The sequence below is a fragment of the Pseudomonas cavernicola genome, from assembly GCF_003596405.1.
GTDB classification, from domain to species: Bacteria; Pseudomonadota; Gammaproteobacteria; order Pseudomonadales; family Pseudomonadaceae; genus Aquipseudomonas; species Aquipseudomonas cavernicola.
On record NZ_QYUR01000008.1, the window covers coordinates 817771 to 831027 of the forward strand.

The following is a 13257-nucleotide window of genomic DNA, read 5'->3' on the forward strand; positions in this document are numbered from 1 at the left end:
CCCTTAGGCGCGATCGGATACGCGCTCGCCCAACAAACCCGAGGGGCGGAACACGAGAACGGTGATAAGGACGATAAAGGCGAATACATCCTGGTAGTGGGAGCCGAGTACCCCACCGGTCAGGTCGCCGATATACCCCGCCCCGAGGGACTCGATCAGGCCCAATAGCAGGCCGCCCAACATGGCCCCGCCCAAGTTGCCGATGCCGCCGAGCACGGCGGCGGTGAAGGCTTTCAGGCCGGGCAGGAAGCCCATGTAGAAGTGTGCATTGCCGTAGTTCGTCGCGGTCATCACACCGGCCAACGCCGCCAGTGCGCCACCCAGCATGAAGGTGATGGAGATGACTTTATTCGGGTTCACCCCCATCAAGCTGGCGATGCTGGGGTTCTCCGCCGTGGCCCGCATGGCCCGGCCCAGCTTGGTCTTGTTCACCAGTAGCAATAGGCCGGCCATTACCGCCAGCGACATGCCGATGATGATCATTTCCTTGAGGGTTATGGTGGCTTCGGTGGAGCCGATACTGATCGGATCGGTGGGCAATAGCTCGGGGAAGCTCAAGGGGTTGCGCGACCAGATCATCATGGCGATGGTCTGCAGCAAGACCGAAGCACCAATAGCGGTGATCAGCGGAGCCAGTCGCGGTGCCTTGCGTAGGGGGCGGTAGGCAATGCGTTCGAGTAAATAACTCAAGACTGCGCAGGTCAGCATGGCGATGAGCGACGCGAAGCCCAGCATCAGCCAGGGAGACAGGCCAGGAAAATACGCCTGCAACAGGCTCAAGACCGAAAAGGCGGTAAGAGCGCCGATCATCAAGACATCGCCATGGGCGAAGTTGATGATTCTGAGAATGCCATAGACCATCGTGTAGCCGAGCGCGATCAGTGCATAGATGCTGCCCAGTACCAAGCCGTTGACGACCTGCTGGATGAATAGGTCCATACCGACTCCATGACCGCCCGTACGGCGGCATGCCAATGGCTTCTTGGAGAAGGGGCGCTACCTGTTCGAAGAACAGTCGACCAGGAACTGACGAGGCCACTTCATTTTTGCTTTTGCCCTTTCCCCGAGCGACTCGGACCGCCCAGGGGATTCAGTACGTCTATGCCTGATTAAGCTTAGCCTTGATCACACGACAAGCTGCCAAATCCCAGGCTCCACAGCCAACGCTCTTGAACAGAATCGGCTTGGAGAAGTCGGGTTTGCTGTCGAGAGCAGAGGCTAGAGGCTTGACCCTGGACCAGTCGATATCCGCCTGGATCAGGTCGCCTGCCTCGTGACGGGCACCCAGCGGGTCATCGACATACAGGGTGCTGCCGGCGATGGTGATGGGGGCTATCTCGGCGGCATCCGGCGTGAAGGCGCCCACGCCGATCACCAGGCAACCGGGCTTGGCTAGTTCACTATAGACCGGCGTTTTACTGGTGGTCAGGGTGATCACGACGTCGGCATCTTGGTGGGCCGAACCATCATCGACCTTCACGTCCAGAGCCCCGCGCTGGTAGCGCGCAACGAATGCGGCGGTTTTTGCCGCTTCGTGGCCTCTGACCCGAACCTGGGCTTGCGGAAACATTTCGGCAATGGCTTCGACATGATTTGAAGCTTGTTTGCCCGTGCCGATCAGCAGGATCGACTTCGGCGGCCGCTCCAGCAGGCGAGCAATGGCCAGCATCGTCACGGCGGCGGTGCGACAGCCGGTAACGGTGGGGCCGTCCACGGAGAACAGCAGCGTGCCGCGCAGCGCATCGCAACCCAGTACCTGGCCCTGGATGGTCGGCAGACCTTCTTTGGCGTTACGCGGATTGACGTTGACCAGTTTGTGAATCGCAATGTCGTCTGCGCTGGCCGGCATGGACAGCATCACACCACCTTCTTTGAGGGGGACGACCAGGCGCTCGGGGCTGATGATTTTGCCGGCGGCATATTCACGAATGGTTGTGCTTAGCGTGTCGACCAATTCGCGCATCGGCAACAGCTTGGCGGTTTCTTCTTGATTAAAGGTTTTCATCAAAATTTACCGAACCAGAAAGCCGTAGGTCAGAGGATCTTTTTCGTTGATGATCCAGCTGGCGAAGCCGTAGATCTGCGCATTCCCCCTGACCTCGGGAATCACCGCGGGGTAAGCGCCGACCGTGGTTTCGCCGAGCACGCGGCCACTGAATACAGAGCCGATGACCGACTCGTTGACGAGCAAATCGGCCCAGCGTCGAGCCGATCCGGCTGGTACAGTTGGGCGACACGGCGGCAGTCCGTGGCCGGTCGGCAACGATCGACCTGAGGTCGGCGAGTGACAGTGGCTGGTCGACCCGTGCGGGGCGATCATCGTGGTGCCGTGACGTGGCCGTCGATACGTCCGGAGGCTTCGGCCGGGTGGAAGGCGACATCGCCTTTGGTGGCGCCTTGCTACTTCTATACCTCCGGGCGCCGCCAAGGGCCTTGAGATCAGCGAGGCCTCGGTCGCCACCGCTGATCAAGCTTCGGCGACCGAGGTTCAAACAGGGCCCGCCAACGCCGCCTTCCCCGTCGTCCACCCCGATGTGCCGGAACTGAACCACATCTACGGCACCATCATCGATGGCGCTCCCCGTCATGCGGGTTCGACTCAGGCCAACTGCTGCATCTTCGCCGACCGTCAGGTCGATCGTTCGCCGACCGGCTCAGGGACTGCCGGCCGTGTCGCCCAACTGTACCAGCGCGGTCGGCTCGCGCTGGGGCGATTTGCTCGTCAACGAGTCGGTCATCGGCTCTGTATTCAGTGGCCGCGTGCTCGGCGAAACCACGGTCGCGCTTACCCCGCGGTGATCCCCGAGGTCAGGGGGAATGCGCAGATCTACGGCTTCGCCAGCTGGATCATCAACGAAAAAGATCCTCTGACCTACGGCTTTCTGGTTCGGTAAATTTTGATGAAAACCTTTAATCAAGAAGAAACCGCCAAGCTGTTGCCGATGCGCGAATTGGTCGACACGCTAAGCACAACCATTCGTGAATATGCCGCCGGCAAAATCATCAGCCCCGAGCGCCTGGTCGTCCCCCTCAAAGAAGGTGGTGTGATGCTGTCCATGCCGGCCAGCGCAGACGACATTGCGATTCACAAACTGGTCAACGTCAATCCGCGTAACGCCAAAGAAGGTCTGCCGACCATCCAGGGCCAGGTACTGGGTTGCGATGCGCTGCGCGGCACGCTGCTGTTCTCCGTGGACGGCCCACCGTTACCGGCTGTCGCACCGCCGCCGTGACGATGCTGGCCATTGCTCGCCTGCTGGAGCGGCCGCCGAAGTCGATCCTGCTGATCGGCACGGGCAAACAAGCTTCAAATCATGTCGAAGCCATTGCCGAAATGTTTCCGCAAGCCCAGGTTCGGGTCAGAGGCCACGAAGCGGCAAAAACCGCCGCATTCGTTGCGCGCTACCAGCGCGGGGCTCTGGACGTGAAGGTCGATGATGGTTCGGCCCACCAAGATGCCGACGTCGTGATCACCCTGACCACCAGTAAAACGCCGGTCTATAGTGAACTAGCCAAGCCCGGTTGCCTGGTGATCGGCGTGGGCGCCTTCACGCCGGATGCCGCCGAGATAGCCCCCATCACCATCGCCGGCAGCACCCTGTATGTCGATGACCCGCTGGGTGCCCGTCACGAGGCAGGCGACCTGATCCAGGCGGATATCGACTGGTCCAGGGTCAAGCCTCTAGCCTCTGCTCTCGACAGCAAACCCGACTTCTCCAAGCCGATTCTGTTCAAGAGCGTTGGCTGTGGAGCCTGGGATTTGGCAGCTTGTCGTGTGATCAAGGCTAAGCTTAATCAGGCATAGACGTACTGAATCCCCTGGGCGGTCCGAGTCGCTCGGGGAAAGGGCAAAAGCAAAAATGAAGTGGCCTCGTCAGTTCCTGGTCGACTGTTCTTCGAACAGGTAGCGCCCCTTCTCCAAGAAGCCATTGGCATGCCGCCGTACGGGCGGTCATGGAGTCGGTATGGACCTATTCATCCAGCAGGTCGTCAACGGCTTGGTACTGGGCAGCATCTATGCACTGATCGCGCTCGGCTACACGATGGTCTATGGCATTCTCAGAATCATCAACTTCGCCCATGGCGATGTCTTGATGATCGGCGCTCTTACCGCCTTTTCGGTCTTGAGCCTGTTGCAGGCGTATTTTCCTGGCCTGTCTCCCTGGCTGATGCTGGGCTTCGCGTCGCTCATCGCCATGCTGACCTGCGCAGTCTTGAGTTATTTACTCGAACGCATTGCCTACCGCCCCCTACGCAAGGCACCGCGACTGGCTCCGCTGATCACCGCTATTGGTGCTTCGGTCTTGCTGCAGACCATCGCCATGATGATCTGGTCGCGCAACCCCTTGAGCTTCCCCGAGCTATTGCCCACCGATCCGATCAGTATCGGCTCCACCGAAGCCACCATAACCCTCAAGGAAATGATCATCATCGGCATGTCGCTGGCGGTAATGGCCGGCCTATTGCTACTGGTGAACAAGACCAAGCTGGGCCGGGCCATGCGGGCCACGGCGGAGAACCCCAGCATCGCCAGCTTGATGGGGGTGAACCCGAATAAAGTCATCTCCATCACCTTCATGCTGGGTGGCGCACTGGCGGCGTTGGCCGGTGTGATGACCGCGACGAACTACGGCAATGCACACTTCTACATGGGCTTCCTGCCCGGCCTGAAAGCCTTCACCGCCGCCGTGCTCGGCGGCATCGGCAACTTGGGCGGGGCCATGTTGGGCGGCCTGCTATTGGGCCTGATCGAGTCCCTCGGGGCGGGGTATATCGGCGACCTGACCGGTGGGGTACTCGGCTCCCACTACCAGGATGTATTCGCCTTTATCGTCCTTATCACCGTTCTCGTGTTCCGCCCCTCGGGTTTGTTGGGCGAGCGCGTATCCGATCGCGCCTAAGGGGAAACTCATCATGACGAATCAACCGCACACGCAGGGTTCCCGCAGCGATCTTATAAAGCCGATTCTGCTGGTTGCCCTGGTTCTCGTTGCCCCCCTGGTCATTGGCGCAGTCGGGGGCAACTATTGGGTACGGGTGCTCGATTTCGCCCTGCTCTACATCATGCTCGCCCTGGGGCTGAATATCGTGGTGGGCATGGCCGGGCTGCTCGATCTGGGCTATATCGCCTTCTATGCCATAGGGGCCTATGCCGCAGCATTGCTGGGCTCCACCCACCTCACGAACAATTTCGTTGAGCTGCAGCAGATGTTTCCTGCCGGATTGCATGTGAGCCTGTGGCTGATCCTGCCAGGCGCTGCTTTGTTGGCCGCGTTCTTCGGCATCTTGCTGGGGACCCCGACTCTCAGGCTGCGCGGTGACTACCTGGCCATCGTCACCTTGGGCTTCGGCGAAATCATCCGTATCTTCATCAACAACCTGGATCGCCCGCTGAACTTTACCAATGGGCCGAAGGGTATCTCCGGGATCGATCCCGCCACGTTCTTCGGGTTCGATTTCTCCATGCGCCATACGTTTTTCGGCGTTCGCTTCGATTCGGTAGTGCTGTATTACTACCTGTTCGTCGTCGTGGTGGTGCTCGTCGCCTTCGTCTGCCACCGGCTGCAGCACTCGCGGATTGGTCGTGGCTGGATCGCCATTCGTGAAGACGAAATCGCGGCTAAGGCCATGGGCATCAACACCCGCAATCTGAAGCTGACGGCATTCGCCATGGGCGCCTCCTTCGGTGGGCTTGCCGGCGCCCTGTTCGGCTCCTTCCAAGGCTTTGTCTCGCCCGAGTCGTTCAGCCTGATGGAGTCCATCACCGTTCTGGTCATGGTGGTACTCGGCGGGATGGGACACATCCCTGGTGTCATTCTGGGCGGCGTGTTGCTGGCTGTGCTGCCGGAAGTCCTGCGCGCCACAGTCGCGCCTCTGCAAGTCGCGATCTTCGGCAAAGTGCTGATCGATGCGGAAGTGGTGCGCCAGTTGCTCTATGGCCTGGCCATAATTCTCATCGTGCTGTATCGGCCTGTTGGCCTCTGGCCTTCGCCCCGTAAGGAAGATCGCCCCATCGTGAGACGGGGCAACGACCTGAGCCAAGTCTAAGGAGCCGCTGCAATGACCCAGCAAGCCAGCCTGCTTTCAGTCAAAGGCATGAGTAAGAGCTTCGGCGGCCTGAAAGCCCTTAGCGACGTCGGTATCGAGGTCGCCCGTGGCGACATCTATGGCCTGATCGGCCCCAACGGCGCCGGCAAAACCACCTTCTTCAATGTCGTGACGGGGCTGTACACCCCGGACACTGGCGAATGCCGTCTGGATGACCAGATCTACAAACCGACAGCCGTGCATGAGGTCGCTAAAATCGGCATTGCCCGTACCTTCCAGAACATCCGCCTGTTTGGCGACATGACGGCCCATGAGAACGTCATGGTCGGGCGCCATGTGCGCACCAAGGCCGGCATTCTCGGCGCGATCCTGCGCACCAAAGCCACCCGCCGCGAGGAGGACGAGATCGACAACATCGCTCACGACCTGCTCGAATACGTCGGCATCGGCAAGTACGCCAACTACACAGCACGCAATCTCTCCTATGGCCATCAGCGCCGCCTGGAGATCGCCCGCGCCTTGGCCACCGAGCCCAAGCTGCTGGCGCTCGACGAGCCGGCTGCCGGGATGAACGCCACCGAGAAGGTCGAGCTGCGCGATCTGCTGGAGAAAATCCGTGGCGACGGCAAGACCATTCTGCTGATCGAGCACGACGTCAAATTGATGATGGGGCTCTGCGATCAGATGACCGTTCTCGACTATGGCAAGGTCATCGCTCAGGGCCTGCCGCAAGACGTCAAATCTCATCCGGCGGTTATCGAAGCCTACCTTGGCACTTCCGCCGTTTAGCCCCAGGGGGCTGCGCACATGACACAGACAATACTGAAAATCAGCGGACTCAAAGTCGCCTATGGCGGTATCCAGGCGGTTAAAGGCGTGGATATGGAAATCCGAACGGGCGAACTGGTGACCCTGATCGGCTCCAACGGCGCCGGCAAATCGACCACCATGAAAGCCATCACCGGCCTGCAAGCTTGGGGCGCAGGCGATATCGAATATCAAGGCACGTCGATCAAGGGCCTGCAAACCCACGACCTGCTCGAACGCAAATTGGTCATGGTGCCCGAGGGGCGCGGCGTGTTCGCGCGGATGAGCATCACCGAAAACCTGCAGATGGGCGCCTACAGCCGCAACGATGCGGATATCGCCAGCGACATCGAGCGCATGTTCAGCCTCTTTCCGCGCCTCAAGGAGCGGGCGAAACAGCTCGCCGGCACCCTGTCCGGCGGTGAGCAGCAGATGCTGGCGATGGCGCGGGCACTGATGAGTCAGCCCAAACTGCTGCTGCTGGACGAGCCCTCCATGGGCCTCTCGCCGATCATGGTGGAGAAGATCTTCGAGGTGATCCGTGACATCTCGGCCTCCGGCATGACCGTTCTGCTGGTAGAGCAGAACGCCCGGCTGGCGCTGCAGGCGGCGGATCGTGCCTATGTGATGGACTCGGGCCTGATCAGCATGAGCGGAGAGGCCCAGCAGATGCTGCAAGACCCGAAGGTTACCGCCGCCTATCTGGGCGAATAACCACGGCTCTGCGTAAGGACGAGATCGGCACCGCCATCGGTCTGGGTTATCGCCGATCTCAGCCACCCTGAAAACCAGGGATCGGCTATTCAGAGCCCGCCGGGTCTGGTGTTCATTTCCTACTATTTGGTAGCTCAACTCATTCAGGCAGGACAGGTCATGGCCAGCACCACCTTTGGGGTCAAACTCGACGAAGCAACCCGCGAACGCCTGAAAGAGGCCGCGCAAAAGATAGAGCGCACGCCGCACTGGTTGATCAAACAGGCGATCTACAGCTATCTGACCACCCTTGAGAGCGGCATGAGCATGCCCGAGCTGCAAAGCATTGCCGACCGTTTGGACGAGGGTGATCTGGAATTGAGCGAAGCCCTGGCTGAGCCAGTGCATCAGCCCTTTCTGGAGTTTGCCGAAAGCATCCTGCCGCAGTCCGTTTTGCGTGCAGCAATCACCGCCGCCTACCGCCGACCCGAGCAGGAAGTCGTGCCGATGCTCCTGGAACAAGCGCGCCTGCCTGAAGAGACGGCCAAGGCCGCGCACAAGCTGGCCTACGGCATCGCTGAAAAGCTGCGCAACCAGAAGAGCGCCAGCGGCCGCGCGGGAATAGTTCAGGGGCTCTTGCAGGAGTTCTCCCTCTCCTCTCAGGAAGGTGTGGCACTCATGTGCCTGGCTGAAGCCTTGCTGCGCATACCGGACAAGGGCACTCGCGACGCCCTGATCCGCGACAAGATCAGCACGGGCAACTGGCATCCGCATCTGGGGCGTAGCTCGTCGATATTCGTCAACGCAGCCACCTGGGGCCTGCTGCTGACCGGCAAGCTAGTCGCAACCCATAACGAGGCCAGCCTGTCCACCGCCCTCAGCCGGGTCATCGGTAAAAGCGGTGAGCCGCTGATCCGCAAAGGCGTGGACATGGCCATGCGCTTGATGGGGGAGCAGTTCGTCACCGGTGAAACCATCGCCGAAGCGCTGGCCAACGCCCGCAACTGCGAGTCCAAAGGCTTCCGCTATTCGTATGACATGCTTGGCGAGGCGGCTCTGACCAAGCAGGATGCCGAGCGCTATCTGGCCTCCTATGAGCAGGCCATCCACGCCATCGGCAAGGCCTCCCAGGGCCGTGGCATCTATGAAGGACCGGGCATTTCCATCAAGCTTTCCGCACTGCACCCGCGCTACAACCGCGCCCAGTACGAGCGCGTGATGGACGAGCTTTACCCGCAGCTGCTGCAACTGACCCTGCTGGCCAAGCAGTACGACATCGGCCTGAACGTCGATGCTGAAGAGGCCGACCGCCTCGAGCTTTCCCTGGACCTGCTCGAGCGCCTTTGCTTCGAGCCGCGGCTGGCCGGCTGGAATGGCATCGGCTTCGTGATTCAGGCCTACCAGAAGCGCTGCCCCTATGTGATCGACTACCTGATCGACCTGGCCCGGCGCAGCCGCCACCGTCTGATGATCCGTCTGGTCAAGGGCGCCTACTGGGACAGCGAGATCAAGCGTGCTCAGGTTGACGGCCTGGAAGGCTACCCGGTCTACACCCGCAAGATGTACACCGATGTGTCCTTCATCGCCTGCGCTCGAAAGCTGCTGGCCGCGCCAGGAGCCATCTACCCGCAGTTCGCCACTCACAACGCCCACACCCTGGCCGCCATCTACCAGATTGCGGGGCAGAACTACTACCCGGGCCAATACGAGTTCCAGTGCCTGCACGGCATGGGTGAGCCGCTCTACGAGCAGGTGGTGGGCAAGATCGCCGAGGGCAAGCTGAACCGTCCGTGCCGTATCTACGCACCGGTCGGCACCCATGAAACCTTGCTGGCTTATCTGGTGCGCCGGCTGCTGGAAAACGGCGCGAACACCTCCTTCGTCAACCGCATTGCCGACCACTCCATCTCCCTCGACGAACTGGTCGCCGATCCGGTGGAAAGCATCGAGCAAGCCGCTGCCCAGGAAGGCACCCTTGGCCTGTCGCACCCGCGCATTCCGCTACCGCGTGACCTGTATGGCAAGGGCCGGATCAATTCCAGCGGCATCGATCTGTCCAATGAGCAGCGTCTCGGCTCGTTGTCCAGTGCCTTGCTGGCGAGCAGCCATGGGGCCTGGCAGGCAGCGCCAATGCTGGGGTGCCCGGTGCAGAACGGCAGTTCCCAGCCGCTGCGCAACCCGGCGGATCATCGCGACATCGTCGGCCAGGTCCAGGAAGCCAGCGAGGCCGACGTGGACAATGCCCTGATGTGCGCAACTAGCGTCGCGCCAATCTGGCAGGCAACCCCGCCCTCCGAGCGCGCCACCGCCCTGGAGCGCGCCGCAGATCTGATGGAAGACGAAATCCAGAGCCTGATGGGCCTGTTGGTTCGCGAGGCTGGCAAGACCTTTGCCAACGCCATTTCCGAAGTGCGCGAAGCCGTGGACTTCCTGCGTTACTACGCCGCCCAGGCGCGTAACGATTTCGCCAACGATACCCACCGTCCGCTGGGACCGGTGGTCTGCATCAGCCCGTGGAACTTCCCGCTGGCGATCTTTACCGGGCAGGTGGCTGCCGCCTTGGCTGCAGGTAACCCTGCCCTGGCCAAACCGGCCGAGCAGACACCACTGGTGGCCGCCCAGGCCGTGCGCATCCTCCTCGAGGCTGGTATTCCGGAAGGCGTTGTACAACTCCTGCCGGGCCGCGGCGAGACCGTCGGTGCCCGTCTGGTAGGCGACAATCGCGTCAAGGGCGTCATGTTCACCGGCTCGACCGAAGTGGCCCGCCTCCTCCAGCGCAACATCGCTGGTCGGCTTGACGCGCAGGGCCGCCCGATCCCACTGATTGCCGAGACCGGCGGCCAGAACGCGATGATCGTCGACTCCTCCGCTCTCGTGGAGCAGGTCGTCAGCGATGTGGTCGCCTCTGCCTTCGATAGTGCCGGCCAACGCTGCTCGGCTCTGCGCGTGCTCTGTGTGCAGGAAGACGTGGCCGAACGCGTATTGGAAATGCTCAAAGGTGCCATGGGCGAATGCCGCCTGGGCAACCCGGAATCCCTGGCAGTGGACATAGGCCCGGTGATCGACGCCGAAGCCAGGGCCGGGCTCGAGAAACACATCCAGGCCATGCGCGCCAAAGGTCGGAAGGTCTACCAGACGGCACGCACCGAGGCGAACGTCAGCCAGCGCGGCACCTATGTCCCACCGACCCTGATCGAACTGGAAAGCTTCGCCGAGCTGGAGCGCGAGATCTTCGGCCCCGTGCTGCACGTCGTCCGCTACAAGCGCAAGAATCTCAATCACTTGCTGGAGCACATCAACGGCTCCGGCTATGGCCTGACCCTAGGCGTACACACGCGCATCGACGAGACCATCGCCAAGGTCATTGACCGTGCCCAGGCCGGCAACCTCTATGTCAATCGCAACATGGTGGGTGCGGTAGTCGGCGTGCAGCCGTTCGGCGGTGAGGGCTTGTCCGGCACCGGTCCGAAAGCCGGCGGCCCCCTGTACATGTATCGCTTGCTGTCGGCTCGACCAGCGGATGCCATCGCCCGCTCATTTGCGCAGCAAGACGCCGCCACTCCGGTCGACGCTCGCCTGCGTGAGGCTCTGGCCAAGCCGTTCATGTCGCTCAAGAAGTGGGCTGCCAGCCACGGTGAGGAGGCTCTTGCGGCACTCTGCAAAGAGTTCGCCGAACAGTCCCAGAGCGGGCTAAGCAGAGCGCTGACGGGGCCCACGGGTGAGCGCAATACCTACAGCCTGGTGCCAAGAGAACAGGTGCTCTGCCTGGCTGACAACGACGCCGACCGCCTGATCCAGCTGGCCGCCGTGCTTGCAGTCGGGGCGCATTGCGTCTGGCCGGAGCAAGCCGCCGCCCTGCTTGGCCGCTTGCCCATGGACGTGCAAGCGCGCATCCAGCTGGTAGCCGACTGGAGCAAAGACGAGGCCGACTATGACGCAGTATTGCACCACGGCGATTCAGACCAATTGCGTGCGGTCTGCCAACAGGTAGCCAAGCGCAAGGGCGCAATAGTCGGAGTGCTAGGCTTGTCCCATGGTGAAACCTCGGTCCCGCTGGAGCGCCTCGTAATCGAACGGGCACTCAGCGTTAACACCGCGGCAGCAGGTGGCAATGCCAGCTTGATGACTATTGGCTGACGCAACATCCTGGGGCCTGAAGTGCCCATTGGGTCGGAAATGAGGTGGGTTCCGCGTAACCAAGAGCAGCCGGTTCGAATGCCATGAAGGGGCGGGGGCTATGCAAAGGGGTGGTCGAATGAGCTGTCATTGCGCACCTGCCCCTCTCCCTCGCTGGTCGTCTTCCCCGGGAAGGCGGGGATCCAATAGAAAACCTGTGGGCTTTAGCCCACCATCACAGGCATCCCGGTGGGCTAAAGCCCACCCTACGACTCTACGCCTGGCGATAGCCTTGGGCCCGCAGCCAGCCGTACACCAGCCGCTGTTGCTCCGCTGCCAGCGGTGCCAGCACCTCAGTTAGCGGTGCAGAGTGCAGCGCGCGCACGATCGGCGCCAGCTCGATCCCTTGCAGGTGCCAGATCCCCAGTGGCTGATCTGCGGTTATCACCACGTCAGCCTCATCGATCAACTCGCCATTGATCACCGGCGCCCGCGCCACCCGCAGACTCGCGTAATCGGCCGGCGCATGCAGCGGCAGGTCGTCTGGCCAGTTGCGCCGGCTCTGCCAGAACGGCCGCGCGACCCACTGCTGTTCCATGGCGTAAAAGTCGCGGCCGATCCTGGCGAAGCGCAGAAACAGTTGCTCCACCCGCTGCTGATGAAAGTGTCGGGCCAGCGCCGCCCGTTCGGGCTTTTGCAATAAGGTGTTGATCACCGCCGGGGCCTGCAACGACGACGACAGCGACTGGAAGATGCCATTGCCCGAGAGCGGATCGACGGCCATCGCCGCATCGCCGACGCGCAGCCAGTTATCGCCGCTGGTCTGCAAGCACAGCGTGGCCGTGCTACTGCGCGCATGCAATGCGCTCGGTTGCAAGGCCGGCGCGCCGAACAATTCGCGCACCAGGGTCGATTGCGCGCGCTGGGCTGCGCAAAATTCCGCCAGCTGGGACTTTTCCGGCAGGTCGGTGCTGGCCACATCGAGGGTCAGCTGCCAGAAACAGCGGCCATCGCCCAGGCGGGCCATCCAGGCCCAACCATCGGCCAGGCTTTCCACCGCCGAGCGAGCCGGGCCGGGCTGTTCCTGCCAGTGGTTGAGCAGGCTGAGGGTTTCCTGGCCGCGCAGGCCTTTGCCGGATAGCGGCGCCTGACGCCCGCGGGCTTCCACCAGAAAATCGGCGTGACAGGTCTGCGGGCCGCTTGCGCTGTCCAGTTGCAGGCAATGGCCCTCGGCAGTCGAACTCAGCTCGCGCACGCGTGCCTCGATCAGCTCGACGCCTGCCGCCAATAGGTCCTGACGAATCGCCGCATCGAATGCCGGCCTGTCCAGCAGATGCTCCACATTCGGTGCATGTGCTTCGCCGTTCCACCGCACCTGCCGTGGCGAAGCCGCGCAGGCACTGGCTAGCGCCTGGTGCAGCCCCGCCTGGCGCAAGCCCTCCAGCACCCGTTGAGAAACCCCTTCCAGCGCCGCGAAACGACGCCATTCACTGACCACGCACACCTCGTAGCCCAGGCGCTTGAGCCCCAGGGCCACTGCCGCGCCAGCCGGGCCAGCGCCGAGCACGACGATCTGCTTATTCATCATGCTGT

At 61.9% G+C, this 13257-nt stretch carries 12 protein-coding genes; 8 read left to right on the forward strand and 4 right to left on the reverse strand.

Going from position 1 to position 13257, the window contains the following annotated elements; translation table 11 throughout:
* Positions 1 to 3 precede the first annotated feature (3 nt).
* The 3 genes from D3879_RS25595 to D3879_RS27580 all read right to left on the reverse strand — a co-directional run bounded on the left by D3879_RS25595 (position 4) and on the right by D3879_RS27580 (position 2191).
* The gene (locus tag D3879_RS25595; RefSeq protein WP_119956956.1) at positions 4 to 939 is read right to left on the reverse strand and encodes a branched-chain amino acid ABC transporter permease; all 936 of its coding nucleotides are present in this window, start codon (positions 937 to 939) and stop codon (positions 4 to 6) included.
* A 160-nt stretch (positions 940 to 1099) separates the two neighbouring features.
* Positions 1100 to 2005, reverse strand: coding sequence for a bifunctional Delta(1)-pyrroline-2-carboxylate/Delta(1)-piperideine-2-carboxylate reductase (lhpI, locus tag D3879_RS25600; protein WP_119956955.1), 906 nt, complete (start codon positions 2003 to 2005; stop codon positions 1100 to 1102).
* A 6-nt stretch (positions 2006 to 2011) separates the two neighbouring features.
* A complete protein-coding gene (locus D3879_RS27580) occupies positions 2012 to 2191 on the reverse strand; it encodes a proline racemase family protein (protein ID WP_274381405.1) in 180 nt (59 codons plus the stop codon).
* A 247-nt stretch (positions 2192 to 2438) separates the two neighbouring features.
* On the opposite strand from D3879_RS27580, the gene D3879_RS25610 reads away from it, so the two are divergent.
* From D3879_RS25610 to putA, 8 genes are all read left to right on the forward strand, one after another.
* Positions 2439 to 2894 carry a proline racemase family protein gene (locus tag D3879_RS25610; protein ID WP_238474341.1) on the forward strand — a complete coding sequence of 152 codons (456 nt, stop codon included), beginning with the start codon at positions 2439 to 2441 and terminating at the stop codon, positions 2892 to 2894.
* A gap of 6 nt (positions 2895 to 2900) precedes the next feature.
* On the forward strand, positions 2901 to 3233 hold the full coding sequence (locus tag D3879_RS27585) for a Rossmann-fold NAD(P)-binding domain-containing protein (RefSeq protein WP_274381406.1): 333 nt from the start codon (positions 2901 to 2903) through the stop codon (positions 3231 to 3233).
* Positions 3234 to 3235: 2 nt separating this feature from the next.
* The gene (locus tag D3879_RS25615; RefSeq protein WP_274381407.1) at positions 3236 to 3805 is read left to right on the forward strand and encodes a Rossmann-fold NAD(P)-binding domain-containing protein; all 570 of its coding nucleotides are present in this window, start codon (positions 3236 to 3238) and stop codon (positions 3803 to 3805) included.
* A 160-nt stretch (positions 3806 to 3965) separates the two neighbouring features.
* Positions 3966 to 4901 carry a branched-chain amino acid ABC transporter permease gene (locus D3879_RS25620; RefSeq protein ID WP_119956956.1) on the forward strand — a complete coding sequence of 312 codons (936 nt, stop codon included), beginning with the start codon at positions 3966 to 3968 and terminating at the stop codon, positions 4899 to 4901.
* A 13-nt stretch (positions 4902 to 4914) separates the two neighbouring features.
* Complete coding sequence (locus D3879_RS25625) at positions 4915 to 6048, forward strand: ABC transporter permease subunit (protein WP_119956957.1); 1134 nt, start codon at positions 4915 to 4917, stop codon at positions 6046 to 6048.
* Between the two features lie 12 nt (positions 6049 to 6060).
* Positions 6061 to 6837, forward strand: coding sequence for an ABC transporter ATP-binding protein (locus tag D3879_RS25630; protein ID WP_119956958.1), 777 nt, complete (start codon positions 6061 to 6063; stop codon positions 6835 to 6837).
* Positions 6838 to 6855: 18 nt separating this feature from the next.
* On the forward strand, positions 6856 to 7569 hold the full coding sequence (locus D3879_RS25635) for an ABC transporter ATP-binding protein (protein WP_119956959.1): 714 nt from the start codon (positions 6856 to 6858) through the stop codon (positions 7567 to 7569).
* 159 nt (positions 7570 to 7728) lie between these two features.
* The gene (putA, locus tag D3879_RS25640; protein ID WP_119956964.1) at positions 7729 to 11685 is read left to right on the forward strand and encodes a trifunctional transcriptional regulator/proline dehydrogenase/L-glutamate gamma-semialdehyde dehydrogenase; all 3957 of its coding nucleotides are present in this window, start codon (positions 7729 to 7731) and stop codon (positions 11683 to 11685) included.
* A 253-nt stretch (positions 11686 to 11938) separates the two neighbouring features.
* Here the strand turns inward: putA and qhpG are convergent, their stop codons facing one another.
* Positions 11939 to 13252, reverse strand: a complete 1314-nt coding sequence (qhpG, locus tag D3879_RS25645; protein ID WP_119956965.1) for a flavin-dependent monooxygenase QhpG — start codon at positions 13250 to 13252, stop codon at positions 11939 to 11941.
* Positions 13253 to 13257 lie beyond the last annotated feature (5 nt).

Coding starts and splice junctions, on each gene's coding strand:
- D3879_RS25595 (WP_119956956.1), bottom strand. CDS start 939: ATGGACCTATTCATCCAGCAGGTCGTCAACGGCTTGGTACTGGGCAGC.
- lhpI (WP_119956955.1), bottom strand. CDS start 2,005: ATGAAAACCTTTAATCAAGAAGAAACCGCCAAGCTGTTGCCGATGCGC.
- D3879_RS27585 (WP_274381406.1), top strand. CDS start 2,901: ATGAAAACCTTTAATCAAGAAGAAACCGCCAAGCTGTTGCCGATGCGC.
- D3879_RS25615 (WP_274381407.1), top strand. CDS start 3,236: ATGCTGGCCATTGCTCGCCTGCTGGAGCGGCCGCCGAAGTCGATCCTG.
- D3879_RS25620 (WP_119956956.1), top strand. CDS start 3,966: ATGGACCTATTCATCCAGCAGGTCGTCAACGGCTTGGTACTGGGCAGC.
- D3879_RS25625 (WP_119956957.1), top strand. CDS start 4,915: ATGACGAATCAACCGCACACGCAGGGTTCCCGCAGCGATCTTATAAAG.
- D3879_RS25630 (WP_119956958.1), top strand. CDS start 6,061: ATGACCCAGCAAGCCAGCCTGCTTTCAGTCAAAGGCATGAGTAAGAGC.
- D3879_RS25635 (WP_119956959.1), top strand. CDS start 6,856: ATGACACAGACAATACTGAAAATCAGCGGACTCAAAGTCGCCTATGGC.
- putA (WP_119956964.1), top strand. CDS start 7,729: ATGGCCAGCACCACCTTTGGGGTCAAACTCGACGAAGCAACCCGCGAA.
- qhpG (WP_119956965.1), bottom strand. CDS start 13,252: ATGATGAATAAGCAGATCGTCGTGCTCGGCGCTGGCCCGGCTGGCGCG.